The following is a 16,480-nucleotide window of genomic DNA, read 5'->3' on the forward strand; positions in this document are numbered from 1 at the left end:
AGTTTAGGAGACGACGTTGAAGGACACGAACCGGTCGGCGACGCGCGAAAAATCACAGGCTCGCTCGGATGAGACAGGCGCATTGGTGTTGCGGCTCGACGAAGTCAGGCCTGTCCGTCAGCAGCCGGCGACTGCACCCGCGATTGTTCCCAAGCCGTTTCCTCGCAAAACGACAGTTATATATCGGTCCGCGCGGGTTACGGATATGGTTGCCAAAGCGAGAGGCGGCCTTTCTGGTGCATCGATATCTTTTTTCCTGATGGTCGTCGTGCCAACGATCATCGGTGCCCTTTACTTCGCCTTCGTCGCGTCTCCGCAGTATATGTCCGAATTCCGCTTCTCCGTTCGGCCAACGGATGGCGCCTATCTATCTTCCTCCTCCTCCTCCGTCGCGGCAGATACGGCCGTTGCCATGTCCAACAGCTATATTGTCGCCGATTACGCGCTTAGCCGGGATGCGGTCGAGGCGCTGGAGAAGAGTGTCGGTTTGCGCCGGATCTATTCGATGGATGGCATCGATGGGTGGTCGCGTCTTCCTGAAGACGTCTCGCTCGAGCGTCTGGTGGATTACTGGCGCAAGCGGATTTCGACGAGCTACGATATCATGACGGGTATCAACACGATCGAGGTCACGGCGTTTTCACCGCAGGATGCACTCAAAGTAACTACCGCCCTGCAGGCTCTATGCGAAAAGCTCGTCAACGACATTTCCGAAAAGGCGCGCCAGAGTCAGATGGCTTTCGCCAAAAATGAGCTGGACCGCGCCGAGGCGCGTCTCAAGGAGGTTCGTCAGCACGAAATGGAACTGCGCTCCGGCCAGAAGAGTATTGACGTGCGCAAGGACGCCGAAGGCAAGATGCTTCTGAACAACAAGCTGCGGGGCGATTTATCGGCACTGGAAGCGCAATATTCCGCGCTTTCGAGCGATATGGATCCGACGTCTCCGCGGCTTACCGTCCTCAAGAATCAGATTGCCGCTGCAAAAGAACAGATTGAAATTTTGCAATCGCAGGTCACCGACGCCGATGCATCGAAGCCCGGCACATTGGACGACGCGCAACGTGTCACGAAATACGATCAGTTGCAGACGGATGTCGAGATCACGACAAAACTCTATGAGTCCTCTCTGACGAACTATGAAAATGCCCGTATGCGGGCCAGCAACAACCAGACCTACCTCGCCACCTATGTTCAGCCAGGATTGCCCCAGATTGCGTCCTACCCCCGCACCTTCATCGACACGCTCCTGGTATTCCTGTCCGCGTTCGGCGCGTGGGTGGTGTTGACGCTGATCTATTACAGCATCCGTGACCATGCTTGATAAGTTTAGTCAGCTGGAGCCTATCTTTCGATGAATGTATTGGCGCTCGGCTTGTCCCGGCAAATGAGAATCGTAAGCGCGCTTACGATACGCGAAATCAGACTGCGCAACAGCAAGCACGCATTCATGCAGTTGTTTGATCTGCTAGAGGCGCTTTTTTTTATCGTCGGACACTGGATCATTTTCACATATCTTCATCGAAGCCTACTTATCGGCGATAGCCTGCTGTTGTTTATAGCCACAGGCATTTTTCCCATTCTCTTCTTTCGGACTATTAGTATTAAAGCAGCATCTGCGCTTGAGGCATCCAAAGCAGTTACAAGTATCCCGTTCATTGAGGCGCTCGACTATTCAATCGCGCGCAGTTTCGTGGAATTTTTATCGTTTACGCTCGCCTTTCTTACTTTCTTCGCAATGATTGCCGTTTTAGGCCTTTCACGTTATGCGATACCCTATAATCCGGTTGCGATAGTGCAGTTTCTAGTAATGCTTACGTTGTTGGCCTTTGGTGTTGGTCTCATCAATTCATTCCTGACCTACCTGATTCCACTCTGGAAATTTTGCTGGTCGATTTTTGCACGTACTCAGATATTTTTCAGCGGGGTGTTTTTCATTCCTGAATACATGCCGCCGGCGGTCAAGGACATTCTGGCTTACAACCCGATCATGCATTTCGTCGCGCTGTTCCGAACAGCGTTCTTTCCCACTTATCCTACCCATTTGATGTCGATGAATTACATGCTTGGCTGGACGTTCGCAGTGCTAATGCTGGGTCTGGCGTTCGAACGAGCTCTGAGAAATCACAGGGCCCACTAAAGCCGTTCCGGCGAATCTCCGCGGATTAATTGAGCTTTCGTCCATTAATGGCGAATTCCGAGTAACGTGCCACGACGAGTTCGGCCCACGCGGTGATGGCGCTGCGGGCATTGGCCTTCGCCTCGACCGGTTCAATGGCGAACAGCCGCTTTGACCACAAACCTTTTCAGCGCCGAAATGTTGCCGAGGACATAGCCTCTCGTGCCAGCCGCGACGAACTTATCCTGGATCGAATAATTCACACCCTGCTGAAGTTCCGATCTTACGCACGCAAGGCCACCTGTGCCAGGATCAAGAAAATTGCGCTTGAAGACATTATCCCGGCACGCATAGCCCGTCGCGTCGTCTCCTATGTCGATGCAAGCCCGAGCATCCCGCCCAGCTCGAATGCCGAAGCAGTAGTTATGCTCAATGACGTTGCCATGCACGTCGCCTCCATTAGAGGTGCCCCTCAAGGTGAGGTGATAGCGTTTAACATCTTCCCCGCGATTGTGATGAACATGATTTCGAGAGGCGCCGTGAATGATCTTCACCACAGCGTCAACATCGATGCCGTGGTTGTTTGATATCTCGTTGTCGCAACCAAAGCAGTCTACCAGCTCACCGATGTTTTCTCCGTAGGTGTCATGTATATGATGCCCGACACTCACCATATTCAGGATGCTGACGCCATCTGTCTGCCAACCGAGCGCGGCGAGAAGCGTCGCGCCTTTTTTGAGATTCAGGATGTGGTTCCAGCCAATCTCGATGCCAGAGGAGCGTTGGTTGTTGACATCGCCGTCATCGATGGAAATCCCGGTAGACTGAGACGTCTGCTTGTCGCCGCCATATGCGGCGTCAGAATACCAGTCGCGAATGGTGTTCCGTAGGATTTTGGAGTTTCCCGTGATTTTATCGCCGTAGATGCCGGTGCCGACAGCGAAATCGTAGATCTCCAGGTCCGTCACCTGAAAGTTGATCACGTTGCGAGCGCCGACGATGACGGTGCGGCGATCCTCTGGTCCACCTCCGTCAACCTGAAAGCCGCTGATACGAATGCCATCCAGCGGTGCGAACGACCCGCTCTGCTCGCCCTGGCATAGGATAATACAGCCCGTCGCGCCAAGTTCGCTGGCACGCGTGTTGTTGGTGAAATACGCCATATCCGGGAGGAAGACGTTCGACTTGTCTCCATCGAGGACAAATCCGCCATCTTCGATAAGCAGTTGACGATTGAACCTATAGCGGCGCCAGCCATCCAGCCACAGACGGGTATTGCCTTGGTTGGCAGCCTTCTGGAAAGCGGCCCAATCGATTTCATCGGTCAACGCTTGTGCGTGCGGATAAACGACTTGAGCCGCGGGTAGCGTCGGGAAGAACTCCGAAAGCGGGTGACTCGCGCCGTCACCGATTGCGCCGTACGCCTGTGGACTTTCAAATTGACGCGCTGAGGCTGATGCAGCAAAGGCCACACGGATACCTCCGACCCGGCTACCTTCAAGTACGGCGGCAACCAACCCCGCCCTGAGAAAAGTCCGACGTTTCATAGGAACTCCTGTCGCTATCGCTATCGCTATCGCTATCGCTATTCGAAACCACAGGAATTTGATGGCACTTGCAAGGCGCTATCCACGATTTCTCGTTCCCAGCTTGTTCCTTTCTCTCCTGCTCCTGCCTGTAGGATTGCCAGACTGGCCTAGCTTCCATGGTCTGTTTTCCTATCATCCGGCATAGAATGTCTACTCTACGCTGACAAACCATATAGATGGACTACGCGGACGTGTCATCCACCTCCGTCCCTCGAGCAACGCACGCACCGGATTGCACTGTTGGCTGACAAGATGGGGATGTGCCTGTTTGGCGCATACCTGCGCACGACATGCGCTGTCCAGCCAGCCGTCATGCTCTCTGACGCGGTTCTGCAGCATTCCCGGCGACAGCATTAAGGTTGCTTCCAAAATGGCAATCGCATAGATAGCGGGTCGTATCGTCTTCTGCCGGCACTGACGGTTCCGTCATCTGAGAACTAAAAACGAACAACCTCGCTCGGCCGGTCTCCGCACATTCAGGCCGACAAAGCAAACAGCAAGTGGATCTACGTTTCATGCCTAAAGCTCGTGTCATGGTCGATGGCTACAATCTCGCTTTGGAGAAGGGCACGGGGATTGCCACCTACGCCCGAAACCTGAGTGCACAGCTGTCGGCGCTGGGGCATCAGGTGGACTTGATGTATGGAATACGGTCATCAGCCGGCAAAAACGAACTCCTTGCGGAGGTGAGCTTCTTTGACCCGTCTGTCAAACCGATGAAGACGAAAGAAATTGTCAAGCGCCTGATAACATCACCATTTGGGGTCACCGCCAATCGTGTCCCGATCACTGGCAAGGTCATCGCGCGGAACACACCCGGCGGCCTTCCTGCGCATGACCGAATTTTCAATTCACGTAATCTGTACACGGTCTCCCGCTGGCATTTTCGGACCTATGGTCAATTTCTGAACGTCGAATATCCCGGCAGCGCCGATATCGCCCACTGGACCTATCCACTGGCGGTCACACTCAAGAATGCAGCCAATCTTTATACCATCCATGATCTCGTTCCGCTGCGGCTGCCTTACGCAACGCTCGACAACAAGAGGGAGTTTTTGAAGAAGGTTCGGCGCATCAGCGAAAAAGCCGATCACATCGTTACGGTTTCGGAGGCGTCCAAGCGGGATATCGTCGAACTTCTGGGCGTTGATGAAAGCCGCGTAACGAATACCTATCAAGCCGTCAATCTACCGAGCCGTATTCTGAACCGGAACGCGGACGAGGTCCGCGAAGAGGTGTCGTCGATCTTCGGTCTCGAACATAAGCAGTATTTTCTCTTCTTCGGCGCGATCGAGCCGAAGAAGAATGTTGGCCGAATTATCGAAGCCTATCTCGCCAGCCAGAGCCGGCTTCCGCTGGTGATCGTCGGTCAGCTGGTCTGGAAAAACGCCAATGAGCTCCGTCTTCTCGGCGTTCCGCAGGACTTGGGGAAATCGACGCGCCAGCAACCGTTCATGGATCCGACGATCAGCCATGTCTCGAAGACCTCTTCGGTCATTCGACTGGAATATTTGCCCCTCAATCTGCTGACGTCATTGATCCGATGTGCCAGGGCAGTTGTGTTTCCTTCCCTGTACGAAGGGTTCGGCTTGCCGATCCTCGAGGCGATGCAGCTGGGCACAGCGGTGATCACCGGCAGTGAAGGCGCAAATCCGGAAGTTGCCGGCGACAGCGCATTGATCGTTGATCCGTACAATGTTAACTCGATCACGCAAGCGATCAAAGACATAGAGCATGACGACGGATTGATGGAGCACTATCAGACGGTGGGTCAAGAGCGCGCTAAGCTGTTTTCTCCAGAGAAGTACGCCGAGCGGCTTCAGGATCTCTACGCCAAGTTCAAGTGATACGTTTTGGGGATCGCACGGCGCACTCTCGTAATGAAGAAATCAAACCACCGATGACCGACCAGAAACCTTCACTGAATGATCTGCTCGCAAGAGCGAATGATGCAGCGCAGACGATGGCCGATCAAAAGGCAGCAGCACTTCTTCTCGAAGTTTGTTCCGCAGCGTCCGCCTTAATTGCAAAACAGGACGAAATCCGGAAAGAGGCATTTCGGGACGGTATTCGGGGAGCCGCCAAGGTGATCCGGAACCGGCAAGCCGCACCCGGTTCAGCGCTCTCCGAGCTGTTCACGGGCGAAGGGACCAATCCAGATGTCTTCGCGGACGAATTGTCTGGGATAGCCAGCACTAATGCCGTCACGGTCAACGACCTGCGCAAACTTCGACAGAAAATAAACACCGCGCCTGAGGGTAATGACGACATCGATAACGATATCAGGCGCGTCTATTACTCGGTGATGAGCGATCGTAATCCGACATCCGCCGATATTCTGCCGCCGGGCTCTCCGTCGCGCTCGCTCGACGTCGCCACATTCGTCATCGAAAAGATCCTGCGTGAGGGCTGGTGGACGTTGGGCAATAGCGGCGTTAATGCAAATGACAAACCAGTCGGGAAAGTCGGCCTTACGCCAACGCAAAGCTCCAAACCCCAGACGGCCGCGACGACGCCTTTGACACTGCTTTCCGCGCTTGTGCTGACGTTGATTGAAAGCAGCAAATCGCGCTGAAGCCACCGTTGCAACATGCTGAAAAGCGTTTTCGAGAGCGGGCTTTCGAATTCTCTACGCGCGCAGTTTGTCCATGCGCTTCAACTCGTTGACGTCATGCTGCAGAACCAGATTTTGCAGGATCGGGTGATCCCAGATCGTTCGGCCGGCCGGCGACGTTAACGGAGCAAGATCGAGCGGAAAGGCATCGAGAAGTGCCTGCGCATTGAAGGTCTTCGGCACCCAGGCGCTATCGATCCCAGCCATCAGGTCACCCCAATCGGTCACATTGTTGCGGTCCTGAGCGTAAACCGGCAATTCCGTCATTCCCAGTCCTCGGTAAAGGTCGATGACACGCAGATCGAGATCGCAGTTGGCGTCGAGGTTCCGGACATGAAGCCCCTGCTTCGGACCGTGCAGCGGAAAATGCAGGCACGGAATACCGTAACTTTCGGCAAAGACCATGCCATGAAGGCTCGTAGACACGATCCGATCGCAGGACAAAATCTCATCGATCTTGTCTTTGATCGACGTCATGCTGATCGGCGTCACCGTATTGATCAGGTGGATGTGATCCTTCAGGCTCTCTGGGATCGAATAGCGCTGGAGTTCGGACTTGACGTGCGTCTCGGGATTGCGATCCGTCAATTCGGACAGATGGACGATAACGCCCAACTTCCATTTCTTGACCGGCGCCGGCGCATAGAAACGCGGCAGCAACCACACCGGATCGCCATAGACACCGACAGATCCCTCCGGCCTGCCCGTCAGCAGATGCTCCGACACCGGGCCGCGTGTTGCGGTCACCGTAAAACCTTTTTCTCCGGCGCCGCTGAAGCTTTGCCAGTCGTTGCGCGGTGCGGATGGATTTTTCCACATCGACGCGCCCGTCCCCCAGAACCATACTTCTCCACCGGCAAATCCATGGCCGATCGTCCCGACGCATGCCATGCGCAGTGAATTCGATTTTGAGGGGACGCGCTCGATATCGCGGCCCGACAGAAGTGCCACCATAACAGCGCTGAGAGCATCGCCGATGTTGAGATAGTCCATGTTGGATGTGGAGCCGGCCCAGGACAGGGGAACCTTACCATGACGGCGCACATATTCGGCCAGCGCGTTTGATTTTCCGCCTGCTGCATGTGCTCTTAACGCCTTAAAGATCGACTTCACTGAGCTTCTCCTGAGATGCTGCCTCATACCCGCTTCGTACGAGCCCTTTCGCTTTTCTGCAAGACAGTCGAATGCCATCAAGAACCTGATGAGCGGTTTTGACGCCGTCTGAGGGGCGCGGCGACTCCACAAGGAGGCCCTTGTGCTGGCACCGGTCTGAACTTGACCTAGTTACGGCACGGCAACGGCCAAAATCGTCCAATCAAAGACGAGAGCCAAGGCCCCCTGCAGTGCCAGAAGGCCCACAGCGATCCTCGCTGTTACCGTCGCCACTATGCCGCCTTTAGATCGAACCTGGTCCTTCCGCTCCGCTATCTTCAGTTGTCGCTCAGCCGCCCTAGAATTGATCCTCTCCTGTATTCGGACCTGACGGCGCTTTTCACGCTTCTCCTCCGACCTAAGGCGGCGTATCTCTGAGTACGTCAGTCCCTCGCTTTCGTGACCGTTCATTCCAATCTTCAGATCCTCCTCCGTGGCGGATCTGAAGGTCTCCGCTAGTTGCTCCGAGGTCAGCCCGGGATTACAGAAAAATGTCTCAAACATCTGCATGTTGAAGCGTAGGACATGGGGATGAATGTGACGACGGTCTACTGTCCACTGGTTGTTGAACAGCCGGGTAACCGCCTCGTAACTCGGCATGTAGTGGAGGCACTCGTCTTTATCATTGTTTCTCAGGAACTCGTCCAAGGCTCCTCGGATTATAGCCTTGGATACCGCATCGGCGGTGAGACACGAAACAGGCCGAAAGGTCGCGGTAAGGGGGATAGGTGAGACTGAGAAGAGGATGTGGGCATCCGGGCGGAACTTGCGGATTATGCTGCGGATAGCTTCCAGATTGGCGAGGGTCTCTGCATGGGTTGCCACTCTAAACTTGTGGCGGCTCGGGTCATACTTGTCCTTTGGAACAGCCCTCCAGAAGACTTCCCCAGACACCTCATCGTACCATATCTCAGAGAGTCCCAGAGTGATGACGAAGAGGCCCGCGCTGTCCAGCAGCGCCTTGGTGTCCAGCCTGACGCTCTCCTCGTAGCCGAACTCCTGAGCTTTATACCCGTGCCAGAGGTCTCCCTCGGGGGCTTTATTCAGCCACGCCCATTCGAACTGCTGGAGGATCGCCGAGGTGTTCACGATCCCATCACCCATTCGAGTGATGTAAGCGCGGTTATCCTTCTTGGTGAGAACGTTGTAGCCTCGACTGTGCAGGTAGTTGCTGATGTTGGCGGCAAAACAAGACCCGAAGGCCACAATTGGCGTGTCTTTGGTGACGAACTTCGACGATGGCTCCCAGCCCTTCATCAGGTAGTCAGAAAGGAAGTTTGGCTGCGAAAATGAGTCGTTGGTGGGATGAAAATTCGTGCTCTCCCCCCTGAAGAAGGTACCAGATGCCTTCTTAACCTCACCATCCTGAACATATTCGAATAACGACAAGACCATATCTCCGGTTGCGCCAGCACATTATTCACCGAAGCGGCATAGTCAATGGAGAAACAATACGAAACGATCCGTGACACACAGATACGTGGATGAAGAGGAGGATGCTTTGTACGACAGCGTTCCCTACCGGAGACGACCAGTCAGGAATGCACCCGCTCAAGTATATGAGCCACAGCTTCTGCGGCGCCAATGAGAATTAAGCGAATGATCACGCTGATCGCCCGATAGTGGGTGACCCGCCGTCGGTCATGACGCCTAGGGAAGTGAGCGCTTTGTTACCGAAGTGATGTGCGCTGCTTATGCAACGCCGGCGCGGAGCAGGTCGTGGACGTTCAATATGCCGCTCGGGACCCCAAGGTCATCGATCAAAAACAGGACAGTGACCTTCTGCGCCTGCATGAATTCCATCGCTGCACTTGCCAGAACGCTGCCCTGGATGACCCGCGGATTGTGAGACATGACCGCGTCGACCGTTTCGAGCAGCAGATCACGCGACATGTGGCGGCGCAAATCTCCGTCTGTGATGACGCCGACCAATTTTCCAGCTTCGTCGGTGATACCAACGACACCGAAGCCCTTGGACGACATCTGGATGACCGCGTCGCCCATGGGACTGCCGAGCGGCAGGAGGGGGATCGCCTCACCCGCGTGCGCAAGCTCCTGCACCAGAAGCAGCTGCGAGCCCAGTTTGCCGCCCGGATGAAACGTCTTGAAGTCCTGGGCCGAAAAGCCGCGACGCTCGAGAAGCGCGATTGCCAGCGCATCGCCGACGGCAAGTTGCAGCATAGCCGATGTCGTCGGCGCCAACCCGTGCGGGCAGGCTTCCTGCACCTTCGGCAGGGTGATGGCGACGCTGGAATTGCGCGCCAGCAGGCTCTCGCAATTGGATGTCACCGAAATAATTGGAACGTTGAACCGCTTGGCATAGGTCAGCATGTTGCCAAGCTCGACGGTCTCGCCCGACCAGGAAAGGAGAATGAGCAGGTCTTCCGACGTGATCATGCCGAGATCACCGTGGCTCGCCTCCGTCGGATGCACGAAATAAGCCGAGGTTCCGGTAGAAGCCATGGTCGCGGCGATCTTGCGGCCGATATGCCCGCTTTTCCCGACCCCGGAAACAACGACGCGGCCGTTGCGGCGGGCGATCAATTCAACGGCATCGACGAGACTGCGCGACAGGGCCTGGTCGGCAGTGAAGTGGGCGGCAAGCGCATTGATACCATCGACGGCTGTGGCAATGGAACGTCCGATCGATTCGGCGACAGCGCGTTCCTTCGGGGTATTCACGTCAACTTGCCTGAGACCCATCATTAACGCTCCACGACCAAAAAGTAAGCATCGATTATATCGAGAGCGCTCTCAGATCAAACCAAATGGTCGAGATTTCGAAGAATTCGTGGAAAATCCTCGCGTCTTGTCCTGGGCTCCTTTGATTACTCCGGGGTAGTGGCCTCTGCGCGGCGGGCACGTGTGCTGTCACGCCTGTTCGGCCTCGTTGAAAACAGCTCTTGCGGCTACAGCGAATGACGCAATCGCGGGATTCGGCGCCGCGTTTCCTTAAAGCATAGCCATTCACCTTGCTTGCCAAGGCGTTCGCCTAGACTAGACTAGCACTACTTTGGCAGAATGTATTTTGGCGTTCTGAACCGGATTCGGCAGTGCGGACATCGTTGTGGGGCTGACGCTGATAAGAGGGTGTTTATGACCGCGCGTCGGATGGCTGGCAGTGTCGGTTTAGGCGGGCCGTGCCTCTTGGTTTTTTTCCCGCTTGGCCTTGTTTAGGCGCTGATGCTGCAGGAAGGCATAAGCGATCATTGTCATCAGTGCGTGTCGATGCAGACCTTGCCATGATCGGCCTTCAAAGTGATCGAGGCCAAGTTCTTCTTTCATTTGTTGATGCGCCTGCTCGCAGACCCATCGGGCTTTGATGGCAGCCGCCAGCTGCTTGAATGTCGCCTCGGCTGGGAGGTTGGACAGATAGTATTTGCGTTCATCGTTTGAGCGCCACTCGCCAACCAGCCAGGCTTCCTCGCCCGGCATATGCTGCTGTCCTTTGTCGAGGATACGTTGCGGATTGCCATCGGCAATTCGAACACGCAGGGCAGCAAAGCGCGCGGTCAAGCGACCTTTGGTGCCACGACGCCAGCTGAGCGTCTTCCATGTCGATGCCGCCAGCATCGTTTCGGCTGCCGTCGACAGCGTATCGGGGATTGAATGCTTGCGCGGTCGTCCATGACCAGCAACAGGAAAGATCAATGCGACATCATGGGGATAGACCTTTTGATGTTTGGGAACCCCGACAGCCCAGGTCAGGCCGCGTGCGCTCAATCCCTGGCGAAACGCCGCCGATAGACCGTAGCCTGCGTCAGCCAGCACAGTGCCAAACCGCATGCCTGTTGCGATCAGCCGATCAATCTCTTCGAGCGCAATCTCAGGCTTGGTGCGCGGTTTGCGCATCGGCTCGGGAACGCCAGCTCTTGCCATTCGATCCTTGTCACTGGTCCAACTCTCGGGCAGGAACAGCCGCAAGCCCACCGGGACGGGAACCTCGTCGCGTGCCAACGTCAAGGACACCAGTGTCTGGCAATTGGCGCGCTTGCCAAGCATCGACGCGTATTGCGGCGCGACCCCAACGGAATGGTCGCCCTTCTTCGGCAGGCCTGTGTCGTCGATCACCAGAAAGGCATCCGAAGCCCCGACGGTCCTGTCGGCCTGCACGGCCAATTCCGTCTCAAGGGGACCGGCATCCCAAATGCCATCCGAGATGAAATGATGCAGGCGGTCGTAGCGATCGGGCGCAAAGCGTTCGGCCATCGGCTCGATGCTCTTGCGATCACCCGGACCGATGAGCCCCGAAATGTAGACCGGACACATCTGCCGCCGCTTCTTGTGACCAAGCTTCTCAACGAACGGCTTCAGCCATTCCGTCAGTGCAACATCCTGCTCTGCCATCCTTCGCACCCCTGTTGAAGTGCCAAAGATGGCCGATCATCGTTAACCGAGGATTAATCTGCCAAAGTAGTTCTAGGTCCTGTTGACAAATTGACGTTCACTTTATCAATTCTGTGCTCGTTGAATGAGGCTTTGTAGCTCGGAGTACGCTTGCCAGGATGGGCCGCCGTTGGCCAAAGCCATCTTTGCAAAGCGAACAGCTTCATCGGCCTTATTGGCGACCAGTCTCATGTGTGCCAGGGCGCGGAACAGACGCGCCTCCGAAGTCCTAAGGTCTGCTGCGTAGCCATGAGGTATGGAACTGTCCGGTGCGATTTCGCGCAGCTCGTTGTCGGATGAGGTAAACCGCTCAAAGAAGCTCCTTCCCACCTTCTGGTACATTCGAGCCGCCTCGTCTACTGCGCGATCCAGCGTTGTCTGATCAGAATAGTCCCACCAGTGATCAACTCCCTCATCTGATAGTCTCCGGCCGAACTCGCAGGAACTCTCCACAATTTTCTTGGGGTCTGTGATGGCACCCGTAACGCTCGGAACCGCAATAGGCTGCACTCCCAGATTGACTGCAAACCTCCCACCAAAAACGCTGCCTTGAACATTGACCACGCAGATCATATCGCCAACAGTCGCCCGAAAAATTCTTCCCGAGCCTTTGAAGCCATCCCTCCGGAGAACTGGCGCAAAATGGTTTCTGATACTGGCTTCCAAAGACAACGCCTTTTCCAAAGTGCACTCCCCGGTTTGGTCCGCTTCGAGCAGTATTGCAGCTGTGAAAGATTCACAACTCAGCTGAAAAATGATTCAAGGTTGCTTTTAGGAGCAGTCATGATCCGGTCATTGATGTCAGATGAGGAATGGGCCTTTTTTCAGCCATTTGTTTCTCGACAAGGCGCTGGACGACGGCCCCGCGATCATCGTCTAGTCTTAGACGGTATCTTCTGGATCGCTCGCACAGGAGCGCAATGGCGCGATTTGCCGGTGGGACTTGCTGCTAGAAACACTAAATGATGCCACAGGTGTGGGCGAGACGGTCCAGATGGTCGATTCCACGATTGTCCGGGCGCACCACTGCGCCGCTGGCGCAAAAGGAGGAGTCAAAATCAGGGTTTGGGACGGTCGAGAGGCGGTTACTCGACCAAGATTCACCTACGCACAAATGCCTGCGGATTACCGATTTGCGCCGAGCTGACTGGTGGCGAAACGTCTGACTACATTGGGTTCGACATGGTAATGGCGGCTGGTGGACCTGCCGCCAAAGTCATCATCGCCGATAGAGGCTATGACTCGGATAAGATTAGGTGAAATATGGACGCCAAACGAATTGCGACTGTCATTCCTATGCGGAAAAGCCGGAAGGTCACCATTAACGTTGATGGCTACATTTATGCGATGCGCAATCGTATTGAACGGTGCTTCAACAAGTTGAAGAACTTTCGTCGGCTCGCTACGCGTTATGACAAGACCAGAGACAGCTACCTCGCATTTGTCCAGCTCGCCGCTATTCGCCTTTGGCTCAGGGAGTTTCCGATACTGCACTAGGCTGAAGCACCTTCGCCAGCGGGCCATCCTTGACGGCGAGGCGTGACCAACCCGGTGCTATCCCTTGTCGTAGTATTGCGAAAAGTTGTCCTCGCACCGAAAGGTGCGCCTCAATCGGCGGATTGGCACGTTGCTTCCAGTGGATGGAAACTTCACAGGCGCTACTTATTGGCTCGAAGATGATATCGCTTACATATTCTGCCGGGTTTGAGAACGGCAACTTCGAAGGATCGCCCCAATCTGTTGTCTTAGGAGCGGGACCGCGATTATATAACCATACGTCGCTTACGATCACCTTTGCGGCATCCATCAGATATGCATAGGCCTTGTGGCCGTCATCTTCGATAATGACCGAGAAACCTGTGCTTTCATCCAAAAGCTGCACCCAAACGTCGTCCCGTATTTCCAACCTGCTTCTCCGAATGCGTTTCTCGGCTTCCGCAAATACCTCCACGGAAAGCCTATTTGTCAACAGAACCTACTAGGCTGTTGTGGCCAGCCCGTTGGTGGTGCTTTCAGGTGCGTTGAACGCCACGACCATTTGCTCCGCAGCCCTGCGGACCCCTTCGCTCAGCGATCGGGCCTTTTGCCAGAAGACGACATAATGGTATACCGCCCCGGGCTCGAACAGGCGAAACTCCAAACCAAAATGGTTATATTCCCGCGCAACGATTTCGTTCGTGATGGATATTCCGACGCCGGCCGCGACGAACCCGGCATCGTGCCCGTTCGCATCATACTCGACAGCAATGTCAGGTTTGACCCCCATGTATCGGAGAGCATTGACGTTCATCTGGTGGGCGGAGAACTGCGGCTCGATATCGATGAGGGCTTCTCCAAGAAGGTCCTCCGGTGTTATAATCTGCTTCGACAGGAACCTGTGATCCGGCGGAAACAGACAAACATTTCTGGCCATGCCAACCGGCGTCCATTCGAAGATCCGGTCGTCCAATGGCAATCGAGAGATACCAAGGTCGGCCCGGCCGGTGAGGACGTGATCTGCAACCTCGGAATAACTACCGGATTTCAGCTGTATCGAACACGCTGGATAGATCTCGCGAATTGTCTTGACGGCACGAGGAACAACGCCCAGCGAGAATATGCCTGGCGCGGCAATGCCGATGACGTGCGAGTCGTTCCCCTTGAGGGCGGCGATGGATTTTTCTACCCGATCCAGTCCTACAAACACCGCATCGACGATCCGCAACAACTCCCAGGCCTTTTCGGTTGGGATCAGGCGGCTGTTGTCCCGCCGGAACAGCGTGAATTCGATTGCCGCCTCGAGTTGCTTGATATTCTGACTGATCGCGGGTTGGCTCACGCGCAACGCACGCGCAGCAAGCCGCATGGACCCAGAGCGCACAACCTCACGTAACATCTGCAGCTGACGCAGCTTGAGGCCCGAGCCATCACTGTCCACGTGAAAACCTCCTTGCTGGCTGCTCTTCAACAAACGCCGTCGGACGCTGCACGATAAGCTGCGCTTATCAGAATCTTTTTCCATCTTATAAATTGACGGCGCCATTGCAACGTATATTTTCTAAATAACAGATGAATAACTACCGATTATCGACGATTTGATTTGCATCCTATGGTTATATATTTGCAATGACGACCTATTTGGTTAGATTTTACTCGAAATAGAAACACAAATACATGAGGGGTAAACTTGAGCGCGCTTTTTGATCAATTTCTCTACGGCCTCCTGAACACGGTTTCTGTTTTTTTCTTGAGCGGCATCCTGGGAACGGTCCTGGGATTGTTGACGGCAATTGTAAACGCATCCGAAAAAGGCATCGGATCGCGTGTCGGCCGTGGCTACACCAGCCTGGTTCGAGGTATCCCAGAGTTGCTGATTATCCTGGTATTCTATTTCGGCGGCACCGCCGCCATAAGCGCCGTTGTCGGAAGTTATGTTGAAATCGATGCGCTTGCCGCAGGCGTCATCGCCCTAACAATCGTGTTTGGGGGCTATTCGGCTGAAGTCTTTCGCGGGGCAATCAACGCAATCCCGGCAGGCCAGACAGAGGCCGCGGGGTCCTTGGGTTTATCGCCCTGGCAGGTCTGGACTCTCGTCATCATCCCACAGATGATCCCTACCGCCCTTCCGGGTTACGCTAACCTTTGCATATCCTTGATCAAGGACACGTCGCTGATCTCTGTCGTCGGGCTCACCGACGTCATGCGTGTCGCCTACGTCGGTGCCGGATCACTACGCGCTCCCCTTCCATTTTACCTCGCAGCGTCGGCCATCTATCTCGCCCTCACGAGCCTTTGCCTTCTCTCTTTTGCCCTCATGGAGCGGCGGTTTTCTAGCCAGTATGCAACGGGGGGCGCGGAGTCATGAACCTCGCTGTCATCTACGAGGCGCTGGCGACGCTTCCCTCTGGCCTGGCTCTCACCTTCACCCTGACAGCCGCATCGCTCATTGCCGGGTTTTCGCTATCGGTACCGCTGGCAATCCTGCGTGTGTCAAGAAGAAAGTGGCTGTCCTTTCCGGTGCTTGCCTATACGTATGCCTTTCGCGGCACGCCGCTGCTGGTCCAGCTTTTCCTTGTCTACTACGGCGCCGGACAAATATCGTTTGTTCGGCACGGCGTTCTTTGGCCTCTGATGCGTGAACCATTCTGGTGCGCGCTGCTCGCCTTCACGTTAAACAGCACCGCCCATGCGACGGAGGTCTTTCGGGGTGGAATTCAGGCCGTACCACGCGGGCAGATCGAGGCTGCAAAGGCTCTTGGTCTGACCCGGCTTCAGACTTTCCGACTGATCACATTTCCACTGATGATGCGGATCACACTGCCCGCTTATACGAATGAAGTCATTGGCATGCTGAAGGCAAGCTCGCTCGCAAGCACGATCACCTTGCTCGAGATCACCGGTTTGGCGCGAAAACTGGTTTCGGCAACCTTCGCCCCATACGAAGTATTCCTCGTAGCTGGCGCGCTTTACGTCGGTCTCACATTCGTTGTCGCGACGCTCTCGGGCGCGCTTGAACGACACTGGAACGTCGCGAATTACGCATCTGGCACTCAGGTGCGCGGCCGTGACGCCGATATCACGGTTCCCAAGCGCCTACAGGACGGACGATTGCGCATGACGAACTCTCAATCCATCAATCAATAA

Annotated in this window: 13 protein-coding genes and 2 pseudogenes; 7 read left to right on the forward strand and 8 right to left on the reverse strand. The window is 55.2% G+C overall.

Features of this window, described 5'->3' with window-relative positions:
- Positions 1 to 16 precede the first annotated feature (16 nt).
- Both WI754_RS27175 and WI754_RS27180 read left to right on the forward strand, forming a co-directional pair.
- Positions 17 to 1,321, forward strand: coding sequence for a hypothetical protein (locus tag WI754_RS27175; protein ID WP_349438015.1), 1,305 nt, complete (start codon positions 17 to 19; stop codon positions 1,319 to 1,321).
- Positions 1,322 to 1,351: 30 nt separating this feature from the next.
- On the forward strand, positions 1,352 to 2,137 hold the full coding sequence (locus WI754_RS27180) for a hypothetical protein (protein ID WP_341487090.1): 786 nt from the start codon (positions 1,352 to 1,354) through the stop codon (positions 2,135 to 2,137).
- A 131-nt stretch (positions 2,138 to 2,268) separates the two neighbouring features.
- Here WI754_RS27180 and WI754_RS27185 read toward each other — a convergent pair whose 3' ends face one another.
- Positions 2,269 to 3,663: a hypothetical protein gene (locus tag WI754_RS27185; RefSeq protein ID WP_341487091.1), complete on the reverse strand. Its 1,395-nt coding sequence runs from the start codon at positions 3,661 to 3,663 to the stop codon at positions 2,269 to 2,271.
- Positions 3,664 to 4,220: 557 nt separating this feature from the next.
- Between WI754_RS27185 and WI754_RS27190 the strand changes: the two genes are divergently transcribed.
- Positions 4,221 to 5,552 carry a glycosyltransferase family 1 protein gene (locus WI754_RS27190; RefSeq protein WP_341487092.1) on the forward strand — a complete coding sequence of 444 codons (1,332 nt, stop codon included), beginning with the start codon at positions 4,221 to 4,223 and terminating at the stop codon, positions 5,550 to 5,552.
- Between the two features lie 53 nt (positions 5,553 to 5,605).
- Positions 5,606 to 6,280, forward strand: coding sequence for a hypothetical protein (locus WI754_RS27195; protein ID WP_341487093.1), 675 nt, complete (start codon positions 5,606 to 5,608; stop codon positions 6,278 to 6,280).
- Between the two features lie 54 nt (positions 6,281 to 6,334).
- Here WI754_RS27195 and WI754_RS27200 read toward each other — a convergent pair whose 3' ends face one another.
- The 5 genes and pseudogenes from WI754_RS27200 to WI754_RS27220 all read right to left on the reverse strand — a co-directional run bounded on the left by WI754_RS27200 (position 6,335) and on the right by WI754_RS27220 (position 12,541).
- Positions 6,335 to 7,432, reverse strand: a complete 1,098-nt coding sequence (locus tag WI754_RS27200; protein WP_341487094.1) for a polysaccharide pyruvyl transferase family protein — start codon at positions 7,430 to 7,432, stop codon at positions 6,335 to 6,337.
- A 171-nt stretch (positions 7,433 to 7,603) separates the two neighbouring features.
- Entirely contained in the window at positions 7,604 to 8,860 is a 1,257-nt protein-coding gene (locus tag WI754_RS27205) for a GSCFA domain-containing protein (RefSeq protein ID WP_341487095.1), read from the reverse strand.
- Between the two features lie 303 nt (positions 8,861 to 9,163).
- On the reverse strand, positions 9,164 to 10,174 hold the full coding sequence (locus WI754_RS27210; RefSeq protein WP_341488021.1) for a KpsF/GutQ family sugar-phosphate isomerase: 1,011 nt from the start codon (positions 10,172 to 10,174) through the stop codon (positions 9,164 to 9,166).
- 294 nt (positions 10,175 to 10,468) lie between these two features.
- Positions 10,469 to 11,818: pseudogene (locus WI754_RS27215) on the reverse strand (IS701 family transposase).
- Positions 11,819 to 11,923: 105 nt separating this feature from the next.
- On the reverse strand, positions 11,924 to 12,541 hold the full coding sequence (locus WI754_RS27220) for a DUF4304 domain-containing protein (protein WP_341487096.1): 618 nt from the start codon (positions 12,539 to 12,541) through the stop codon (positions 11,924 to 11,926).
- A gap of 99 nt (positions 12,542 to 12,640) precedes the next feature.
- Between WI754_RS27220 and WI754_RS27225 the strand changes: the two are divergent.
- Positions 12,641 to 13,354 (forward strand): annotated as a pseudogene (locus tag WI754_RS27225) (IS5 family transposase).
- On the opposite strand, the gene WI754_RS27230 reads toward WI754_RS27225, so the two are convergent.
- Positions 13,329 to 13,763 carry a hypothetical protein gene (locus tag WI754_RS27230; protein ID WP_341487097.1) on the reverse strand — a complete coding sequence of 145 codons (435 nt, stop codon included), beginning with the start codon at positions 13,761 to 13,763 and terminating at the stop codon, positions 13,329 to 13,331. The pseudogene WI754_RS27225 and the gene WI754_RS27230 sit on opposite strands and share 26 nt — an antisense overlap.
- Positions 13,764 to 13,835: 72 nt before the next feature.
- Positions 13,836 to 14,774 (reverse strand): LysR family transcriptional regulator, encoded by a 939-nt coding sequence (locus WI754_RS27235; RefSeq protein ID WP_341487098.1) that lies wholly within the window; start codon positions 14,772 to 14,774, stop codon positions 13,836 to 13,838.
- A 249-nt stretch (positions 14,775 to 15,023) separates the two neighbouring features.
- Here WI754_RS27235 and WI754_RS27240 point away from each other — a divergent pair, with 249 nt between their 5' ends.
- Together WI754_RS27240 and WI754_RS27245 are read left to right on the forward strand one after the other, a co-directional pair.
- Positions 15,024 to 15,701: an ABC transporter permease subunit gene (locus WI754_RS27240; protein WP_341487099.1), complete on the forward strand. Its 678-nt coding sequence runs from the start codon at positions 15,024 to 15,026 to the stop codon at positions 15,699 to 15,701.
- Positions 15,698 to 16,480: an ABC transporter permease gene (locus tag WI754_RS27245; RefSeq protein WP_341487100.1), complete on the forward strand. Its 783-nt coding sequence runs from the start codon at positions 15,698 to 15,700 to the stop codon at positions 16,478 to 16,480. Before WI754_RS27240 ends, WI754_RS27245 begins: the two co-directional genes overlap by 4 nt.

It is taken from the genome of Pararhizobium sp. A13 (assembly GCF_040126305.1).
Taxonomy (GTDB): domain Bacteria; phylum Pseudomonadota; class Alphaproteobacteria; order Rhizobiales; family Rhizobiaceae; genus Pararhizobium.